This is a genomic window from Leptospirales bacterium, assembly GCA_019694655.1.
Classification (GTDB): Bacteria; Spirochaetota; Leptospiria; order Leptospirales; family Leptonemataceae; genus SSF53.
Genome location: JAIBBN010000006.1, coordinates 70,089 through 90,105 on the forward strand (window position 1 = coordinate 70,089; position 20,017 = coordinate 90,105).

Here is a 20,017-nt window from a genome sequence, read left to right on the forward strand (position 1 = left end):
CCTCAGGGGAGCAGCAAGTGAGCGCAGTGAGCTACGAAAACGTTTCCGATGCCGTCTACGATCCCAATGAGCCTGGCTACTGGGATTCGAATTCGCTGCAGCGTGAGTTGGTCCGCAATTTTGACCTCTGCAACGGCTGTCGGATGTGTTTCAAACTCTGTCCCTCGTTTCCAACACTGTTCAGCGCCATGGACGCGACAGACAACGATGCGCATCAGCTAAGCGAAGCAAAAAAAGAACAGGTCCTCGATGAATGCTTCCAATGCAAGCTCTGCTATGTGATCTGTCCATACACTGCAACCGATAAGCACCCCTACAACATTGACTATCCGGCGCTGATGGAGCGCTATCGTTTGCAGAAGGCAAAGCGCGATGGCATTGGGCTTCGCGAAAAGGCGCTGCAGAATCCGGATTTCCTCGGTCGCGTCAATACTGGAATGATTTCCCGCGTTGCCAATGCGGCAATGAACAGCAATTTCCACCGCAGTATCATGCAGGGCATCCTGGGCATTCACAAGAGCAAAAAGATGCCGGAGTTTCATCGCACATCCTTCATGCAATGGTTTCGCAAGCGCGCCGCAGCGCGCACCCCTGCCGCCGGGGCCGGGCCGCGCGTGGCGCTCTTTGCAACCTGCTTTGTAAACTACAATAATCCGCGTGTTGGCAAGGATGCGGTAGAAGTGCTCGAGAAGAGCGGGGTGCGTGTGGAATGCCCAGAGCAAAATTGCTGCGGGATGCCGGCCCTGGACAGCGGCGATCTGAAATTTGCGCTAAAGAAAATGAAGCGCAATATCGACTCCTTGACCCCTTACGTGGAACAGGGCTACAAGATCCTGGCGATCAATCCAACCTGCTCGCTTACACTTAAGAAGAAGTACGCTCAATTTATGCCGCCCGGAGAACTGCAGGAGAAGGCGCGCGCTCTGGGGGCCGCGACCATGGACCTTCACGAATACTTGTTTGAACTCAAGAAAAGAGAATCCTTCAATCGAGAATTCTTGAGCTTGCCGGGGAAGGTGGCCTACCACGTCCCCTGTCATTTGCGGGCTCAAAACATCGGCTTTCGTTCCCGGGATCTGATGAAGCTGATTCCCGGCGCCCAAATATCGCCTGTCACAGAATGTTGCGGACACGATGGAACCTGGGCGATGAAAGAGGAGTTCTTCGAACCCAGCCTGGAGGCCGGTCGCCGGGCATTCGAGGGGCTCAAGGCGCAGGATGCGGCGGTGGTTGCCACCGATTGCCCTCTGGCCGCCATCCAGCTGGAGCAAGGTATGGAACTCAAGATGCGGCCCCTGCATCCGGTGCAGGTGCTTGCTCGCGCCTACAAGTCGCCGGAGGAAGGCGGTTGGCCGATGCCAGCGGTCAAAGAGCAGCAGGACTGAATCGAGAAGCTGGAAGCGCCAATATGTCGGCTATAGAAGTTAGTGATCTGATTCCAAATAGCGAGTACCTGAAAGTCCGGGCCGAGTACCGTCAGCGTGTGCAGGCTATCAAGGACGCCCGGCGGGTTCTGGCAGGGCCTTATCTCAACTTTCTATTCGAAAACAAGGCTACCATGCTTTACCAGGTTCAGGAAATGATCCGCGCTGAAAATATGCAATCAGCAACGGCGATCCAGCATGAAATCGATACCTACAATGAATTGGTGCCGGGGCCCAATCAGCTCAAGGCGACGCTGTTGATCGAAATTGAAAATCCGCAGGCGCGCGCCTTCAAGTTGAAAGAACTTGTCGGGCTGGAAGGTCAGATCAGCATGCTGATTGACCGCGATTTTCAGATCCAGGCCGAATACGATCGGCGCCAGGTGGACGAGGGCAAAATCAGTTCGGTTCAGTTTTTAACCTTCAATCTGGGCGCTGCAGCGGCCGAGGCATTGATGAGTTCCGGGGCGGTTGAGATTTTGACCACACACCCGGCCTGCAGCTATCGAATTGGCCTTTCGGCGCCGCAGGTCGCTGCTCTCAGCGACGACTTGAAGGAGAACGCGCATCCGGCTTGATCGGAGGCAAGGCAGGCAGCTTTACGATGGACGGCAGCAGGCCGGGGGCTGCTGCTGTCGCGATGATTTGGAGATCGTTGCGGGTTCCGGCGTTCATCTTGTTATCGCTGCTGATTGCGCCTCGAGTGCAGGCGCTCCGGGCCGAAAGCGGAGACGACACTCGATCCTTGCAGCGCGCCATCGTAAAAGTCAGCCTCAGCTACTTTACCTACAACTATGAGAATCCGTGGAATCCTCCGCAAGTCGGCGAGGCGAGCGGAACTGGATTCATCATTTCCGGCAATCGCATCCTGACCAACGCCCATGTTGTCAGCGGCGCCAACCAGATTATGGTTCAGCGACCGGACCAGCGGCGCGACTTTCCGGCGCGCGTCGCTTTCATTGCGCATGATTGTGACCTGGCCGCGCTGAGCGTGGACGATCCGGCCTTTTTTGAAGGCGCAGCGACTCTCGAGCTCGGAGGCATACCGGAGCTGAACAGCAGCGTTGCAGTCATGGGCTTTCCGATTGGCGGAGATCGAATCTCCGTAACGCGCGGCATTGTTTCGCGGCGGGATATGGATCGCTACAGTCATAGCGGCATCGATTTTCATATGATCCTGCAGGTCGATGCAGCGATCAATCCTGGCAACTCCGGGGGGCCTGCCTTACAAGATGGGCGGGTGATTGGCGTAGCATTTCAGGCGCTGAGTCGCGGCGAGAATCTCGGCTATCTGATACCGACGCCAGTCATTGGCAAATTTTTGCGCGATATTGAAGACGGCCGTTATGACGGCTATGTGGAATTTGGCGTATCCGATTTCCCCACCGAGAATCCGACGCTGCGCAGGGCGATAGGCGTGGAACGTCACGCCAGCGCCCCGGACACTGGCGTTCTGGTCCAGGCAATCATGCCGGGGTCAAGCGCTGATGGCATTCTAAAGCCGGGTGATGTGATCCTCTCTGTGAATGGCAAGCCGCTGACGCAAAGCGGCGATGTGGATATGGGCGGCGGCGATCTTGCACCCTATGGCGAGCTTCTGGACAACCTGGAGCCTGGCGATCCAATTCAGGTTGAGATTTTGCGCGACGGACGACGGCAAAGCCTGCAGCTGCCTGCGCGTCGCACGCCGGTCATCAACTTCATGCGCAAAAAATACGACCTTCCGCCCGAGTATCTTATCGCCGGCGGACTGGTTTTTCAACCGCTTGATGAGGACTTGATGGATGCCTACGGTCAGCAGTGGTCGCGAGAGGGCCGGGTGGAGATTCTTTACCGCTTCGGCCACTTCTTGCCGGCGCAGCTCTACCGTGAACGCGACGTGGATGTGGTGTTGACGCGGCGATTGAATGACCCGGTCAATCTCTATTCTGAAGCATACGTTGGCGGCATAGTAGAGTCGGTAAATGGCAAGTCGTTTAGAAACTTCAAGGAGTTTGCAGCATTGATCGACGAAGCCGCTCGCGCCCAGGCAATCATTGTAGTCCGTTTCATTGGGCAGACAACTCCATTGGCGCTGCGCCCGGCGGATCTGCGATCCAGTGCGCCGCGCGTCCGCGCGCGCTACGGAATACGCACGGACCGACGTCTCCATGAAGGAGCAGCTCAATGAGATCGGCGCTGCGTTCGCTTCTTTTCCTGGCGGCTGCTTTTCTTGGCCTTCTGCGTTCGCCGATCGCCGAAACGCAGCGGCCGCTGGATGATGCCCGGATTCAGCACGGTCTCGTATTGCTTCGTATTACGCCGGCCTACTACAATCAGGCCGCGCCATGGATTCGCGAAGCGGCCGACAGCTATTCCGCCCTGGGTCTGGTTGCGTCGGGAGAGCGAATTCTGGCGCTTGCCGATCAGTTGCAGGATGCCTCGTTGATTGAACTGCAACAGGTCGGTTCTTACCGGCGCAGCCTGGCGCACATCGAGCTGTCCGATTCCGAGGCCAATCTGGCTATTTTGCGCGCCGAAGATCCGCAATTCTTTCAGGGCTTGAGACCGCTGCCGCTGGGCGATGGCATGCGTCCAGGTCTGGACCTGACCGCGGTGAAGATTGATACCATGTTTCGCGTCTACCGCGAGAACAACCGTGTCAAGGAGCTCAATGCACAGACGCAGAGCGGCGTAACCGTCCTGCCGATGGCCGCCTTCCGAACTACGGATCCTTTCTTTTCGGGGATTACAATCTGTGGCCCAACAGTTTGCGGATTGATTCGTAGCGCTGACCGCGAACGTCGAACGGAAGCAATCCCGGGACCGGTGATTCAAGCCTTTCTGGAGCGGAGTCGGGAACTGCGAAGCTACGCCGGTTTTGCCTCTCAGGGATTTGTACTTTCCGAGCTGACCGATCCGGCGCTGCGCGAACTGCTCAAGGCTGGCGCCTCCGGCGGCGCGCTGGTAGCGCGAGTTGTTCCGGGGAGTTCGGCGGCGGGGCAGATGCTGCCCGGCGATGTCGTTTTGAGCATCGATGGCAAGCGGATCGATGAGCTGGGTTACTACGAGCAGGCCGGGCTTGGCCGACAACTGGCGCCGCTGGCGCTGGCGCTGGATGGCCGCGGCGCACTGCGCAAGCCGGGCGATTCGGTTGCCCTGGTAATCTTGCGCAATGGCGAGCGCAGAACGCTTCGTCTTCAATTGCGACGTTATACCGGCGAGGGCGAGCGGATCCGTTCGCGAAGCGAAGATGCGCCTTCCTATCTTATTGAAAATGGCCTGGTCTTTGTGGAATTTACTGTCAGCGCAGCGCATTCTATCTTTGGCGCTGAATGGCCGACTCGCGCGGCTGAACTTGGCTTTCTGTACCGTACGCGTCGTTTCTATGAATCGGGCGCCGCGGCGGATCGTATCATTCTGGTTTCGGCCGTCTTGCCGGATGAGGCCAGCCGCAGCTATGATCGCCTGGCCGGCGCCATTCTGCGTTCAGTCAACGGTCAGCCGGCGGCCGATCTTCGTCAGCTTAAGAAGAAATTAGACGAAATGGAGGCGGCCGGGACAGATACCGCCGTTGCTGAATTCAGCGGGGAGCGGATCATCTATCTGGACCTGAAGAATCGGCGAACGATTGGCCAGCGCATTCTTGCGCGCTATTCCATTCCCGCGGCGGACAATCTATCTGAATCAGCTCAGCGCAGATAGTAGCGCATTCCAAAATTGGCGCGCAATTCTTCGCGGATGCTTTGTTCGTCTGGCTGCAGCTGCTGCACGGGGACTTCAACCATTGCCTGGAGGCTGAGCGTGCGCGTCGCAATCTGAAGGCCCGGCGCTACAAATACGGTGCCGTATTCCGTTCCAGCAACGCGAGCATTGTCCTTTCGGTCGGCAAAGTTGTAGCGCGCATTCACGCCAAGCAAGACGGTTAGCTGATAGTCGCGAGCCTCAGGCGAATAGTCGCCGAAACCATAGCCAAAGGCAAGGCTGGCCAGCGAGGTTTCGCCTGGATCGTAGCCATCGCGCTCGGTCCGGAGATTGTGAGCCAGCCCCATGCGGACGTTAGCGCGTTCTCGCTGGTAGCGGACCGCTAATTCATTGTCCAGTCGGTAGCGTTCGTTGGCCAGCCAGGCGTATTCCGGCCCATTGAGTTGGCCGTTTTCATTGGCGATGTTGGCAAAGGTTCGATTGTTCCATTCAATCTGCCATCGGCCTTCATGAAACAACTGGTATCCAAGCAGCAAACCAGCGTAGTGCGGTCCTTCAGCGTTGCTGCTGCCTGCTGCTGACCGGTACTCCTGCACCGCATATTCGAAGGCGCCGCCCATATAGAGCCGGCCAAGGGAGACTTCCAGGGGCAGGATCACCGGAATGGAGTAGCTGCGCACCTCGCCGCCGGCGGCATCATTCAGGGCGCTGTAATTGAGCCCGCCGCCAAGCAGGCCGCCCACGCCCCAGGAACGGGTCGGCGAGGGGGCGGCCCAATCCTGGCTCAAACCGGGGGCCTGGGCCAGCAGCGAAGACGCGGCCAGGCCCGTCGCAACCAACAGGGCTTTCCAGTAGCTTTGCTTCATTCGCTCTTCATTGTAAAAAATCAGCGCCGTGGCAGCAGTCGAGCACTTATGAGCTGCACCGGGACTCCGCTATCGGCCGATCATATGGGAGGCCGCACAGCGACAGGGGCCGGCCCGCCGGCCTCGGTCGGCCCATGGTCCATTGTCGGCAATCTGGGACGGCGGAAGGCTTCGGCGGCAACACTTTCGGCCGCCGGAAGACGGCTTCGAGAATTGGTGAAGGGGAAGGAATGATCAAGGCACATACCCTCTGGAAGCGAATCTGGGACGCTTATGTCGTCCTGGTAACGATTTACGCAGCCGTGGAAATTCCACTGCGACTGACGGTCGGCTATGAGCTTACGGCGATGTTGCTGTGGATGGACCGGCTAATGATCGCCACCTTCAGTGTTGACATTATCCTCAATTTCCAGACGCGCATCTATGTCAACGGGCAGGAGGTTGCCGATCGACGGGCAATTGCCCGCAACTACCTGAGCGGCTGGTTTATCATCGACCTGATCGCCGCCTTGCCCTTCGATCTGATCATCGCCGGCTGGCTGCCTCATCTTACTTATGCGGCCCGCACCCTGCGTCTGGTCCGTCTCTTCCGTCTGGTCCGTATTGCCCAGGTCATGCAGCGTATTACCGAGGCAAATATCATCAGCGTTGGCGTCCTGCGCATGCTCTTCCTGGGCTTCTGGGTGCTGCTGGTGGCCCACTGGACAGCGACGATCTGGATGGCGATTGGCGGCGGAAACATTCCAGCCGAAGATCAAGCGGACAACGGACGCTACTACATTCGCGCCCTCTACTGGTCGATTACCACTATGGTAACCATCGGCTACGGCGATATCACGCCGCAGTCCACCGGGCAAACCATCTTTGCCATGGCCATCGAGATCGCCGGCGCCGCGATGTATGGCTACGTCATCGGTAACGTTGCCAGCGTTATCGCCAATCTTGATGTCGCCCGCTCCCAGTACCTGGAAAAGCTGGAACGCGTCAGTACATTCATGAGCTTCCGACGCATTCCGGAAGACCTACAGGAGCGAGTGCGCCGCTACTACGCCTACCTCTGGCAGAGCCGTCGCGGCTACGATGAATCACACGTACTCCAGGATTTGCCCGGCTCTCTGCATACGCAGCTTTCGCTCTACCTGAATAGCAGCCTGATTCAAAAGGTGCCCCTGTTCAAAGGGGCCAGTCCGGATCTGATTCAACAAATCGTTCTCAGCTTGCGGCCTGCTGTATTTACGCCTGGCGACTACGTCTTTCGCAAGGGCGAGCTTGGCGCTGACATGTTCTTTATCAGTCGCGGCGCAGTTGAGGTCGTGAGCGAGGATGGCCGCACGGTATATGCTACTCTGCATGAGGGCGACTTTTTTGGCGAAATCGCCCTGCTGGAAAGCTCGCCGCGAACGGCAAGCGTACGCGCCGTTGACTATTGTGATCTCTATACGATCGATAAGGAAAGCTTTGAACGTGTGCTGCGCAACTATCCCGATTTTGCCGAAGGCGTCCAGGCATTGGCTCGTGAACGCCGCCAGATGACAGGCGATCGTCGCATCCAGGAGCGACAGGGGCGTCGCCCGGAGGGCGTGATCAATCTGCACGGATTCCGCAAGTCAAGCGGCATCGTCGAACTTACCTGGAGCCGTTCGGCGGGCGCCGCAGTCTACCAGGCTGCCCGCCAGCAACCTGGCGAGGAATCCTGGCGCATGTTGAATGGCTGCATCGAGCGACTTGATTATTACGATGAGTCCGCGCCGGGCGAGCCTGGCCTGCGCTATCGCGTACGTGCCGTGAACCAGAATGGACCGGGAGATTGGAGCGAAGCGGTCGATGTCTGAGCGCCGCAACCGCGGATTGCGCTATGCTCTCCGCTTGCCGGCCATACGTCTGGGGCTGCTTTTTGTAGTCTGTTACTTCGCGCTGGATGCACTGGCGTTCAGATTTCTGCTCTGGCGCATTCCAGATGAAAGCGCGTGGGGCGACCAACCGCACTTCCATTTCGAGTATGCCTTGCGTCGACTGCAGGCGTCGCCGCGCGGCGACGGAGTGCGCATCCTGGTTCTGGGCTCTTCGCTGGCGCTTTATTCCGTTCAACCGTTGCAATTGCAATCGGCGTTGAACAACGAGAGGGAGCTGCAGGGCGCAGAGGTGCAGGTGCTGGCGCATCAAGGAATGACGCCAATGCATTTGAACGCGATGCTGGATCGTATTCTGGATCTGAAGCCCGACCTGGCCATCCTGCCCACAAATTCTGTCGACTATCATCTGGAGTATCCCATCCTTCATGAGGATCTGGCCGAGCTGGATGCCGGCGGCGACCGACGCGATCAGGCTCTGGCGCGAATGGCAGAGGATGTGCTGCAGGCTCGTGAAATCCGCGAACTGGCGCCCTTCGGTCTGGCGCGCATTTACTGCGCACCAGCAGGACTGCAGGTCTGTAGCGCCGCGTTGATGTCGACGTTGAGCGCCGGCTATCGATATCGCTTCCCTGCGCGCGAAGCGCTCTGGGCTTTGATGGAGAACCGATTTTCGGCCGGCCGAAGCTATCTGAACTATGCCGGCGCGGAGATAGGCGAGGACGGCGTTACAGAGCGCGGCTGGACCGGCCGCAGATTCAGCGCGCCGCTGGCGCAGCGTGAGATCTCCGCCGGGCTGCGGCTGGAAGCGCCTGTGGAACTTTTTCTCCACGGTTCCCCAGAACTGTCCCTCAGTCTGGTTCGGGAGGGCCGCACAATACTTGTGTGGTCAGTTTCCTTGCAGCAAGGCTGGAATACGCTGCGCCTGCCGGATGCAGCAAAGGCCGGTGATCTGCTGACGGGTCAACTTGATCGCGGCTGGCATTCGGCCCAGTGCTCCTGCGAGCTGGGACTGCGCCTGACGCGCAATGCCGGTCTGGACACTCCGCGTCTGAGGCCCGAGGAGCGCGTGGCGCGTCGCGAAGACCGTCTTTACCTGTCATTGAATGACACCGACTATCGTGCGTCGTTTGAAGAGCGACTGATGCGCTTCGATCGTGCGGGCATGCAATACTTGCATTCCTTGAAAATTGCCAAGGATGTGTGGGCGTCCCGGGACTTTGACTCTGGATTGCCAACGGCCCGCGCTTTTCAAGAGCTGCGCCAGCGCCTTTTGAGCGCCGGCGTCCGCGTTCTGATCATAAATTCTCCGGAGAATCCAATCAGTTTGAGTTGGTACCGCCCTTCGCGCTGGTATTCCGGCTGGCTGGAATTTTTACGGTGTCCGTCCGGGTCTGGCGATCGCTGTCGCTTGTTCGACGCCGCCAGCGGCATGCCGATGCAGCTCTTCTACGATCACCATCATCTGAGTTACTATGGCGCGCGTCAATTTACCGAACAGCTGGCGGCCGTGCTCAAACGCTGGCCGATTGCAGTCGCGACAGGAGCGGTGCGGCGCGACGCTGCAGCTCGTCAATCGCCTTGAATCCGGCTGCTCCCGGTTCAAGACTGAAATCATTTACATACAAATCGATATGTGCGCGAATGACCCGGTCGGAGAGTTCCTGAGAATGCTGCCGGATGAAGGGCATCAACTCCGGCGGCTGACGGCGCGCTTGTTCAATGCTCTGTCGGATGGATTGCTCAATCTCCAGTCGCAGCCACTCCGGCGCATCCTTACGCAGTCCGATGCAACCCAGGGGGATTGGCGATTGTGCGCTGGCTTCCCACCACTGGCCCAGATCCACGACTGCAACCAGGCCGCGTTGCTGGTAGGTGAAGCGTTCTTCGTGGATGATTACTCCGTACTCCGCCTGCGCTGATTGTAGAGCCGGGATGATGCGATCGTAACGCATCTCTTGAATCTGCAACGAATCCAGGGATGCGCCTCGCTCCATTAGATAGAGGTGAGTCAGCAGATTGGCGGTAGTCCAGCGACCCGGCGCCAGCGCCGAGAACAGGCGCGAAGCGTCCTGCTGCGCTTCGCGAGCCAGCTGTTCATTGGCTGCAACCAGCAGCGGACCGCAGCCGAAACCCATGGCGCCTCCAGGCGCCAGTCGATCGTATTGAGCGCTGGCCTGAAACGACGCAAAGAATGACATCTTGCTCAAAATATGCGGCGCTTCGCCGATAGCTCGCCGATTGAGTTCTTCTACGTCTGCAAATTGCAAATCTACTCTGTCGCTGGAGAGCCCGCGTCGGGCGAGATCAAAAAAGATAAAGGTATCGTTGGGGCAGGGGGATATGGCAATCTCAACGCTCATCGTTCTTCAGCTGATCTGAGGGCGGCCCCTCCGCAAGAACTTTCAGCGCGGCTTCGCGCGCCGTGCGCTGCAGGCGTTGGGCCGCCTTTCGACGCCACTCATCGTCGACGCCTGGGCCGCAGCAAGAAACGGTATCGAAGATACGCAAAGGCAGCTGCGCTTGTTGGGCGGCGGACTGCAATGACTCGCGGTCAGGCGCCTGCCCGGCAATCAGCATTACTGCGGCCTTAGAACCCAGCTGACGCAGACGCTGGGCCGCCCCGCCGGGAACTTTGCCGTCCAGCGATGCAAGATCAACGCGCCCTTCGCCGCTTACCATCCAGTGCGGCCGAAATGCTGCGACACAGCGGTCAAAGCCAGAGCGTTCCAGAAAGAAGTCAATGCCGGAAGCGAAGCGAAATTGCCTGGGCCACGCAGTCAAAGGAAAGCAGAGACCGCCTGCAGCGCCGGCGCCGGGCAAGGCGCCGGAGGCGGGCGTGATGCTGGACAGTAGGTTCTCGAAGCGAGCCAACCAGGCTTCGATCGCTTGCAGCTCTGCGGCTGTTGCCCCCTTTTGCTTCCCAAAGCGCAGAGCCGCGCCGCGATCGCCCAGCAGCGGCGAGCGTACATCGCTGAGCGCAATGATCTGCGCGCCAGGGGCCGACGGCAGTTGAATATCCCTCAACCGCTCCAGCTGAGGCAGTTCGCTGAGAGGTTGATGGCGATCATCAAACAATTGAAAGCCAAGCGCGCGAGCCATCCCCAGACCGCCGTCGCTGGTCAGGCTGCCGCCAAGCATCAGATAGCAGAGCGACATTCCTGAAGCGATACGATCCTTGAGCCATAGACCGACGCCGAAGCTGCTGCGGCGCGCCAGCGGCGGCAGCCGTCGTCCAGAATCTGCTCCAAGAAGCAAAGCTGTCTCAAGAAATGCACATGGCGGTTCGCTGCTCTCCAGCCATCGAATTGTGTGCCTGCCGCCATCTGGACCTGGATAAGCGGCGCTTCTTTCGCTGAGCTCGGGGTCGAGAGTGTGCAGGACTTCGTGGCTTCCTTCGCCGCCGTCGGCCAGCGGCAGCAACATGGTTTCCAGCTGCAGTCCGTATTCAGCCGCGGCCTCGGCGATTCCGCTGCGGATCGTCGTCGCGGCCTCGGAGGCGTTGAGCGTCCCTTTGAATTTGTCCGGCGCAATCAGTACGCGCAATACGCCGCGTTGCAACAAGGATCACTCCAGGGCATGCTTGCCGGCCGGCAGCAACCAGGCTGCAAGGCCCAGCAGCGCAAAAAAAGCGCAGGCCAGGATTGAGAATCGAGTAAGGAAATTCTTTCCTTCGTTCTCTTCTGTTTCGTCGCCAAACAAGCGTGCATAGACAACGCCGCCGTCGTCGCGGTAAAAGCGAGCTTCGGCATTTTTCCCTTCCGTGTTGCGATGAAAGAATTGAGACGAAACGCGCTCTACGCCAATGACAGAGACGCCGTCGTAGATCCCGTGATAGCTGAAATAATAGCGCTGGCCGAGAAAATCTTCCCTGGTTTGCGCCCGGCTCAAGGTTACAAAGCCGCTAACTGCATGGGCCTCTTCCCTGTGGCGTAAATTGGCCAGCATCGAATCGCGCACGGTTGAAGCGACAAACTGGCTGCCAAAGGCGACGCTGCACAGTAGCGCGCCGAGGCGGACGGCGGCAATCATGCCTCGCCTACGCGCAACTGCAGTCCTTCGCGAGCCATCAGAATGCGCGGGCGATCCACTCCGAGGGCGGCCTTGTGTTCCTGAGCGCTGCAATAGTTCTCAAACAGACGCTGGTCGCTGTAGGAGGGTTCGTGGTGGGTGAGAATCAGATTCTTGACTCGCCACTTGACGGCGCAGTTGATCGCCATCGTCAAACTGGTATGGCCCCAATCAAACTTCGTAAAATGATCATCGAGAGTGTACTGCGCGTCCATCACCAGTAGATCAGCGCCGCTGAAAAAGGCATGCCGGTCATCCATGGTTTCCAGGTCCTGACCGGTGAATTCGGCATCTGTAGCAAAGATGAAGGTCCGGCCATTGCGCCGAAAACGATAGGCGAAGCTGCCGCCGGGATGCTTGAGCGGGCAAAAGTCAACAGTCATTCCGCCAGGCGCCTCAACCGGCGCTCCATCGTTCATCACGTAGAAGTACTTGCGCGCTGCTGTTTGCTCAAAGGGAGCGGGGAAGAACATATCGATCTGCTGGCGAATCAATCGACTCTCCAGGTTCTCGATGGGCGAGTAGAAGTGAATGGTATTCCCGGGGATATAGATCGGCTTGAAGAAGGGCAGGCCCTGGATATGATCCCAATGCGTATGGGTCAGGAAGATGTGGATTTCTCCCTCGCCACGGCCGCAGGGCCCCTGCATCAGCTGGTCGCCCAGGGCGCGAATGCCGGTGCCACAATCGAGAATACAAATGGCTTCGGAGCCAGGCAATTGCACAGAGGCGCAGGTGGTGTCGCCGCCGTACGTTTGACCGAGATGCGGCGGCAGCTTGCGCAAAAAGTCGCCTATCTCAGCTTCGTCGCGAAGTCCGCTGCGCACTGCCTGCAGCAGAACGCCTTGCAACTTTTCGCGATACTCGCTGTTTCGCAGGGGAGTCGCGATCGATCCCCGGACTCCCCATAGCGTTACCAGCATCAGCCTGTCTCTTTCGCCAGGAAAACTGTCGGGATGAGTGGATTTGAACCACCGACCCCCGCGTCCCGAACACGGTGCGCTACCCCTGCGCTACATCCCGAACACCTGCGCTGCGGCTGGCGCTGCAACGCGTGCTGGGCATCCTCCGTACCGGTTTCGGTCTGGCAAGGCAATTCCGGGTCCTGGTCCCGGAGCCCCGCTAATCCTCAGCCAAAGCGGTCCATCCTGTCTGCGATTTTTCACTGGACCCTGGCGGGGCTCCAAAAAAATTGGTCAGGCAATGGAGTCGAATGTGCAAGATGCCCTGGTTTCGCCGGCAAGCCTCGAGGAGGTCGAAAGGCGCTTTGAGGGCCTTTCCGACATCACGGACACGGTGGCGCAGGTCAATCAACCCTACGAGAGCGATCTGGACCGGGCTTTTGAATCGATGGAAAGCTTCATCGGCGAGGCAAGGGGCTGGGAGCTGTCGGCCATGGATGCCGCCGGGCTGCGCTGTTACCTTAGCCACATGTCTTTCCACCGCGAAATTGTGGCCGAAATCATCGCCGAGGCGCGGCGCGTTTTGCTGGATGATCGTCGCCACTACGTGAAGCGCCTGGTAAATTACCACCGGGACTTCTCGCGCTGGCTTAGCGGCATTGAAAAACGCTACGCTGCCTGAGAGCGTCGGACAATTTCCAGCTCAGGGAAGCCCGCCAGGCGGATGGAAAATGTTGAAAATTCCGCCGCTTTGGGCCGTCGTACCCAGGACGGGGCAAAGTTGCCCCGTCCAATAAAGAGGCATCTATTATGAAACAAGCAGCATGGGCAATCGCAGCTGTGGCAGTCGCTTTTGCACTGACCGCCTGCGGACAGAAAAACGAGCAATCCGCCGGCCAGAGCGGCGCGGTCAAGACGCTGGTCAGTAACATGGCCGGTCAGGTACAGATCGAGCGGGGCGGCCAGATTACTGCAGCCAGCATCGGTCAGGAACTGACACAAAGCGACATCATCATCACGGGCGTCGACTCCTCTGCTGACCTGGCGATCCAGGGCTTTGGGGTGGTGAAGGTTGGCGCCAGCACTCGCCTGGCAATTCAGAAGCTGAGCCAGGACGCCAGCGCGGCACAGGCCGAGCTGAAGCTGGAGCGCGGCAATGTTGCTTCCTTCATCAATCGTCAGAATGGCCGCGACAGCTATGCAGTGCATACGCCGACGGCTATTGCCGGCGTTCGCGGGACAGCCTTTCTGGTATCTGTAGACGGTTCGGCGGCGCGGCCCCAGGTCAAGGTCGCAGTGCTGGACGGGCAGGTTGCCGTTCAATTGCCGGGTCAGGAAGAAGTGGTTATCGAGAAAAACTCGCAAATCGCCATCGACGGATTTCAGCGCATGACCCGCGAGATGGTACGACCGCTTTCGCGAGACTCGCTCGATGCCATCAAGAAGCTCGCTGTATTTCAGCGCAGCAATGTAATGGAATTTAACGCTCTGCTTGATGAGGCGCGTCAGGCGACGCCGGAAATTGTCGCCATGGATGTTGGCGCTTCAGCGGAGCAATCTGTGAGCTCGCGGGAGAGCCGCGATGGCGGTCTTGACGCCGTTGGCGCTGCTCGCCAGGCTGATCTGTCGCGAACGCTGCGTCGCGATACGCAGGGCGATCCGATCCAGCTCCAGCCAAATCAAGGCTACGCACAGCAGTAAGAATTTAAGAGCGATCTTCGGACTGCTCGGAAGGCGGGGTCATCCCCGCCTTCTTTTTTTGCAGCTCGACTCATGATTTGATGGACCTGGCGTCGCTGGACAGTCTCCACTGACTGTGCGTCGTCACACACGCGAAATGCTTGTCGGAGGGATCTTAACGATGGTGTTCAAGCCGCTGCAGAGCGTTGCAAAATGGGCCGGAGCATTGTGCATTGGCGTGCTGTTGGCTTGCCGTAGCGTTGGCCCCATTCAAGACCTCAGCGCCGCGCTGGAAGAGTTGCCTGCTCTTCGCTTCACTGCGATCAGCGGCGGCAGCGAGCAGTCCGCAGGCGCCGTAGATTTTCGTCTGCGTGAGGCGCCTCGTGAAATTACGCAGCTGAGCCTGCTTCCCCTCCGTGATTCTGTGGATGGCGATCTATCTGAAGGAGCTCGAACCATATTGATGCTGCGCCTGGAGCGCGCCTTAAGAAACAGCGCAAAAGCGCGGTTTACTATGCTGCCGCCGGGCGCGGCGCCCGATAGCGAGGAGACGCGCGCACAACTGCGGCAGGAAGAAAGCGACGCCCTGCTGGTTCCGCGCGTGGAGTTGGCCGAAGGCGCCCGACGCGGCGAACTTGTGGTCGCCTTTCTGGACGCCTTCAACGGCCAGCAACTGAGCGAACTGCGCGTCGCATTTGAACTGGAGCCTCCTGCCAGCGACGCCAATCGCGTGGATCTTGCTGGCAGCGCCTCAGGGTATCGCATCCTGGAAATGCAAAGCAGCGGCGGGATCAAGGTCGGCGCGATCGATGCCGCCGCATTGAATAGCTGCATCTCTGCCACGGTAAGTGGTACGCTCACGGCGCTGTCCACCAGCGGCGACACTGAAGTGATCCTGCTGCGCGGCAACGAACGCAAATCCCTGGGCTCGGCGCCGGTTCGCGCCTATGCCTTGCGCGAGGGAAAGGTGCGCCTGTTGATGCGTCGTAACGGGCAGCCGGAACAGAGTTTTGCACTGCAAATACGGGCCGGTCAGGGATCGCTGGCGGCGGCTACCTGGCCGGATGAAGGCGGCGCCACGGATCTGGCAATCCTCTCCTCGCCGGCCAACTTACGCATTGCCGTGGACGGTCAATTGCGCGGCCAAACGCCGCTCTACCTGACGGACATCCAACCAGGCTCGTACCGCCTGGAGCTTTCGCAGTCGCGGGAGCAAGGGTCTGCCATAGTGCAAGCCGAGGGCGCGGTGCAGGCTGGCGTCGGCGGCGCCGCTCGCGCTTTCTTCATATATCTTAGCGAAACCTTTCAGTCCCCTCTGGCCAACGGAGATCTCTGGAGTCTGGCGGCCCAGGAGGGCGCGGTCAGTCTACAGACTGGCGAGGGCCTGGGCTTTCGCGGCGAAGGCGCCAGCGGAGGGGCCTGGCTGGGTCTGGCTACCCAGTCCGCAATTCTGGAAGATAAATTTGATGCCGAAATCGATCTGCTGGAAAGCGAGGGCGGAGTATTGCTCGCCGGGCTGTACAATCCACGCGGCGCCTCGCTGATGCTTCAAATGCGCGGCGCTTCCTTCACCCTGCAACGTTTTGCGCTCGGTCGGCCGGAGGGCGCGGCCCTGGCCTTTGCACCTTTGAGGCAGCGTGAAGACCATTTGCATCGGCTGCGTTTTCAATTCGATAAGAACGCTCAACTGATCCAGGTATTCCTGGACGGCGACGAAATTTACAGCGGACCCTGGAGCGCCGGCGAAGCGCGCCTTGCCTTGCTCAGTCGCGGGGGAAGCGCGGATGGTCGGCGCCTGGTCAAACGCCTGCGCATTCGGACCGGCGCCGGCTTGAATCAGGATCGAGAATGATGAGAGGCGAACAGGTGTATTCCGCAAATTCTCAACGTTTCCTTCAATTGCTGCTGGCGATTGCCTTTGCCGGCGGCGCCAGCGCTTGCGCCATTCTGCAGCCAGTTCCCGAACGGGTCTCCAGCGCACGGGAGAGCCAAACGACGGTGCAAATTCAGGACCCGGTGCGCTACCGGCAAGCCCTCGATCTTGTGAATCAGGGCAATCGTAGCTTTGTACGTCAGGATTTTGGCGCGGCCTTGCAATTTGCAGAGCAGTCGCTGGCGAAACACGAAAACTATCAGGCTTATTACCTGCGCGGGATAGCTTATCAGCGTCTGGGCAAGTTGGACGAATCTCTGGCGGCGCTTCGCGAAGCGGAACGATTGGCCGGCGGAGATGAGCAAGTGCTGCTGACCCTGGCAACGGTGCTGATTGCGCGCGGCGAAACGGAGCAGGCGCAACAGCGCTACCTGCGCTTGATGGAGCTTTATCCGCAAGAGCCCCTTTATCCTTATCGCGCTGGCGTCACCTACAAAAATATGCGTCAGTACGAGAGGGCCTACGAGTTCCTGCTGAAGGCGGATCAGCCAAACTTTCAGTTCAGAGATCAACTGTATCTGCAGCTGGGCGACGTCTGTCTGGAGTTGAAGCGTTACGACGAATCCCGTCAGTTCTTTCAGAAGGCGGCTCAGGCCAATCCGCAACTGGCCGATGCCGCGCGCGGCGGACAGGCCACGCAAACGGCGCAACTGCTGGAGCAGGGCAACCGCGCCCTTGCGGCTCGAAACTATGAAGAGGCCCTCAGCAGCTACCGCGCCGCACGCGAACAGGCCCCGGACCAGGCGGCGCCCTATTTGCTGAGCGGAACTGCGTTGCTGGCTCTGGAGCGACCACAGGAAGCAACCGCCGATCTTTTGAAGGCGCTGGAATTGAATCCGCGCGATGCGAAGACCTACTCTTTGCTTGGCGCCGCGTATCAGAAGCAGCGTCGCTACAGGGAGGCGCTGGAGACTCTGGAGCGCGGCATTCAGGTGGCGCCGGACAGCGCAGATCTCTTCAACAAGATTGGTCTGGTCCGCCGCGATCGCGAAGAAACGCGCGCCGCGATTGACTCCTTCAATCGCGCCCTGCAGGTGCAGTCGGACTATCAGCCGGCGCGGATCAATCTAGCTTTCACATTGCTGGACGACCATCGTTACTCCGATGCGCGCCGCGAGTTCGAGGCGGCGCTGCGTCAGGACCCAAACAATGAAGAGCTCAAGCGCGGGCTTGGCCTGATTGATGTATATACCATTCTCGATCGCGGCAATCGACATTTCCAGGACAATCGTCTGCCTGAGGCGCTGAATGAATACCGGCGCGCGCGGCAACTGCGCGCCGACCTGCCCATCGTACACAATGCCATCGGCCAGGCTGAGTTGGCGCGCCGTGATGGGCGCGCCGCCGAAAGCAGCTACCGTGAATCGCTTAAGCTGGATGCCAACGGCGTGGCGGCCTTGCAAGGGCTGGCGCGCGCCCTGGCTCTGCAGCGGCGCACCCGGGAGTCAAACGAAATCATCGCTCGACTTGGCGCACTGACCCGAAACGACGCCGGCGCCGCGCTGGCCATTGGTCGCATTCGCGAGGACCAGAATGATCTGGCCGGCGCCGAACGTCACTACCAGGAATTCCTGCGGCGCAATCCGGACGCAATCCCCGTGCAGCGTCGTCTTGGATTGGTCTACTACCGTCAGGCGCTTGCCGCCAACGATCGTGAGCAGTATCCAGCAGCCTTGCGGTTGTTCGAAAAAGCGCAGGCGGCCAATCCGGAGATCCCGCAGCTGCCCGCAGCGCTGGCTACTGTACGTGAAAATATCCGTTATGCTGCCCTGCTGCCGCGCCTGAAGAGCGCCGAGGCCCTGTTCAATCGCGGGGAATTCGAGCGCGCCCTGCCAATCTACCAGGAGGTATATCGCGATCTGAAACGGCCGCTAATTGCTGTAAAGATTTCGCAGTGCTATATCGCCATGGGACAGGAGCAGCGCGCCTTCCAATCGCTGGAGCAGGCCGAAGCCGAAAATGGCGCCGGAAATGTCGCTGTGGAAATTTCCGAAGCGATCTACAACTTCGCTTTGCGCCGCGATGAGATGGATCGGGCGGAGCGAGGCTTCGGAGAGATCGTTGAGCGTCATCCAGATGCCTACTACTCGTGGTATAAATTGGGAGTGATCCATCTTCATCGGCGGCAATTCAGCGATGCCATCGCCGACTTCGACCGGTCGATAACTTTCAAGCCCGATTTCGCGCCGGCCTACATTGCACGAGGCGTCGCTCGCTACGAGGGCGGCGATCATGATCGTGCCAGACAGGAATTCGAAGAGGCGATTCAACGCGATTCGGAAGCAGTGCTGGCTTCGTTCAACCTCGGCGTCTACTTCTACAATGCGAGCATGATCGATCGTGCTGAGAAAATCTTCCGCGATCTGGTGCAGGATTTCCCGGAGTTTCCTGACGCGCGCTACCAGCTGTCTTTTATTCTATTTCAGCGCGGCGAATTGCCGGGCGCTGAAAGTGAATTGCGCGCCGCGCTGGAACGCAAGGATGACGATCGATATCGCTGGGCTCTGGCGCAGGTGCTGGACAAACGCTTTCAGCAGAGCCGTAATCCCGGCGATGGCGAGGCTGCACGCAGCGCCTACGAAGACGTTATCCGCCGCTTCCCCGGCTCGCGCTTTGCTGGCGAAGCCAGGCAACGCATCATGACCTTGCGGCCAGGCGAGCGCATTGTCCAGGCCTATGCAGCCGATGCCAGCGGTCGAATCGTAGGCCTGCTGCGCGGCGCGCTGATAGTCTGGCGCGACCGGCAGATCCTTGCTCTTGATGCAGCCTCGCGGCGACAGCTCTGGGTGCTGCGGCTTGATGAAAAACCGCGCGCAGTGGGCGCCGACCAGACCCTGGTTGTACTTGGCGTCGGACAAATCGCGCTCTACGATTTGAGCGATGGCAGCCTGTTGAATAGCTTCGCAACGCCGCGCGAGTCGGAACAGCTTTACGCCAGCGGCAACCGTATTGCTGTGCTGGCGTCCCCGGCCCGCAGGACGGCGCCCAGCGCTCTGAAGGTCTACGATAGCCGCGGCGAGCTGCTTGGCGCCGGCCTTCTACCCGCCGGCGCACGACTGGCCGCCGTTTCGGGTCATATATTGCGTGTTGAGCGCAAGGGAGCGCGCGCTGTGGTCGCCCGCTTGAAATTTGTAAGCGGCCTGATTCAGGATGATGCGATTGTGGAGGCTCCCTTTGAACGGCTGCGTGCGGCGCCGTTGGTCAGCTCACAGGGCGAGATGCTGGTGCTGTCCAATGCCGGAGAACAGTCGATCGCAATCAATGTCAGGGAAATGGCAATGACGGCCACAATTGCTCTGCCAGTCGGAGTCGAGCAGGCCCGACTGCAACGGGGCGAACCTGCGCGCTGGATCGTAGTTCAAGGGCAAGACATTCGTGTGCACGGCGATGGCGGGCGAGAGCTGCGACGGGTGCGCTTGCCGACGCCTCCCGCCTCTGCTGCGGCGGTCGAACTGCAGGGCGCTGAGTCGGTCATTTACGTTGGACGCGACGGAGCGCTCCGAAGCATTGGCTCCAATGGACAGGAAGAGTGGAAGACGGCCTTGCCTGAAGAGCGCGCCGCCGCCTACACCCTGTACTACTGAGGCCGGCCCGGGAAGTACGGGCC

Annotated in this window: 15 protein-coding genes and 1 tRNA gene; 10 read left to right on the top strand and 6 right to left on the bottom strand. The window is 59.5% G+C overall.

Annotated elements, in window-relative coordinates:
- Positions 1-17: 17 nt before the first annotated feature.
- The 4 genes from K1X75_10755 to K1X75_10770 all read left to right on the top strand — a co-directional run bounded on the left by K1X75_10755 (position 18) and on the right by K1X75_10770 (position 5,108).
- Positions 18-1,385, top strand: a complete 1,368-nt coding sequence (locus K1X75_10755; GenBank protein ID MBX7058534.1) for a 4Fe-4S dicluster domain-containing protein — start codon at positions 18-20, stop codon at positions 1,383-1,385.
- 23 nt (positions 1,386-1,408) lie between these two features.
- Positions 1,409-2,002 carry a DUF3501 family protein gene (locus K1X75_10760; protein MBX7058535.1) on the top strand — a complete coding sequence of 198 codons (594 nt, stop codon included), beginning with the start codon at positions 1,409-1,411 and terminating at the stop codon, positions 2,000-2,002.
- Positions 2,003-2,064: 62 nt separating this feature from the next.
- A complete protein-coding gene (locus K1X75_10765) occupies positions 2,065-3,594 on the top strand; it encodes a trypsin-like peptidase domain-containing protein (GenBank protein ID MBX7058536.1) in 1,530 nt (509 codons plus the stop codon).
- Positions 3,591-5,108, top strand: a complete 1,518-nt coding sequence (locus K1X75_10770) for a hypothetical protein (protein ID MBX7058537.1) — start codon at positions 3,591-3,593, stop codon at positions 5,106-5,108. The genes K1X75_10765 and K1X75_10770 overlap by 4 nt, the downstream gene beginning before the upstream one ends.
- Here K1X75_10770 and K1X75_10775 read toward each other — a convergent pair.
- Complete coding sequence (locus tag K1X75_10775) at positions 5,096-5,974, bottom strand: hypothetical protein (protein ID MBX7058538.1); 879 nt, start codon at positions 5,972-5,974, stop codon at positions 5,096-5,098. The genes K1X75_10770 and K1X75_10775 overlap by 13 nt on opposite strands.
- Positions 5,975-6,204: 230 nt before the next feature.
- Between K1X75_10775 and K1X75_10780 the strand changes: the two genes are divergently transcribed.
- Both K1X75_10780 and K1X75_10785 read left to right on the top strand, forming a co-directional pair.
- Complete coding sequence (locus tag K1X75_10780) at positions 6,205-7,806, top strand: ion transporter (protein MBX7058539.1); 1,602 nt, start codon at positions 6,205-6,207, stop codon at positions 7,804-7,806.
- A complete protein-coding gene (locus K1X75_10785; GenBank protein ID MBX7058540.1) occupies positions 7,799-9,409 on the top strand; it encodes a hypothetical protein in 1,611 nt (536 codons plus the stop codon). Before K1X75_10780 ends, K1X75_10785 begins: the two co-directional genes overlap by 8 nt.
- Here the strand turns inward: K1X75_10785 and K1X75_10790 are convergent.
- From K1X75_10790 to K1X75_10810, 5 genes are all read right to left on the bottom strand, one after another.
- Positions 9,339-10,187 carry a 1,4-dihydroxy-6-naphthoate synthase gene (locus K1X75_10790; protein MBX7058541.1) on the bottom strand — a complete coding sequence of 283 codons (849 nt, stop codon included), beginning with the start codon at positions 10,185-10,187 and terminating at the stop codon, positions 9,339-9,341. The two genes, K1X75_10785 and K1X75_10790, sit on opposite strands and share 71 nt — an antisense overlap.
- Positions 10,177-11,388, bottom strand: a complete 1,212-nt coding sequence (locus tag K1X75_10795; protein ID MBX7058542.1) for a glycerate kinase — start codon at positions 11,386-11,388, stop codon at positions 10,177-10,179. The genes K1X75_10790 and K1X75_10795 overlap by 11 nt, the downstream gene beginning before the upstream one ends.
- Positions 11,389-11,391: 3 nt before the next feature.
- Positions 11,392-11,856 (bottom strand): hypothetical protein, encoded by a 465-nt coding sequence (locus tag K1X75_10800; protein ID MBX7058543.1) that lies wholly within the window; start codon positions 11,854-11,856, stop codon positions 11,392-11,394.
- Entirely contained in the window at positions 11,853-12,818 is a 966-nt protein-coding gene (locus K1X75_10805; GenBank protein MBX7058544.1) for an MBL fold metallo-hydrolase, read from the bottom strand. Before K1X75_10805 ends, K1X75_10800 begins: the two co-directional genes overlap by 4 nt.
- A gap of 28 nt (positions 12,819-12,846) precedes the next feature.
- A tRNA-Pro gene (locus K1X75_10810) sits at positions 12,847-12,918 on the bottom strand.
- A gap of 192 nt (positions 12,919-13,110) precedes the next feature.
- Between K1X75_10810 and K1X75_10815 the strand changes: the two genes are divergently transcribed.
- The 4 genes from K1X75_10815 to K1X75_10830 all read left to right on the top strand — a co-directional run bounded on the left by K1X75_10815 (position 13,111) and on the right by K1X75_10830 (position 19,994).
- Positions 13,111-13,479 carry a hypothetical protein gene (locus K1X75_10815; protein MBX7058545.1) on the top strand — a complete coding sequence of 123 codons (369 nt, stop codon included), beginning with the start codon at positions 13,111-13,113 and terminating at the stop codon, positions 13,477-13,479.
- Between the two features lie 128 nt (positions 13,480-13,607).
- The gene (locus K1X75_10820; protein MBX7058546.1) at positions 13,608-14,498 is read left to right on the top strand and encodes a FecR domain-containing protein; all 891 of its coding nucleotides are present in this window, start codon (positions 13,608-13,610) and stop codon (positions 14,496-14,498) included.
- A 115-nt stretch (positions 14,499-14,613) separates the two neighbouring features.
- Positions 14,614-16,329, top strand: coding sequence for a PEGA domain-containing protein (locus tag K1X75_10825; GenBank protein MBX7058547.1), 1,716 nt, complete (start codon positions 14,614-14,616; stop codon positions 16,327-16,329).
- Entirely contained in the window at positions 16,326-19,994 is a 3,669-nt protein-coding gene (locus K1X75_10830; GenBank protein ID MBX7058548.1) for a tetratricopeptide repeat protein, read from the top strand. The genes K1X75_10825 and K1X75_10830 overlap by 4 nt, the downstream gene beginning before the upstream one ends.
- Positions 19,995-20,017 lie beyond the last annotated feature (23 nt).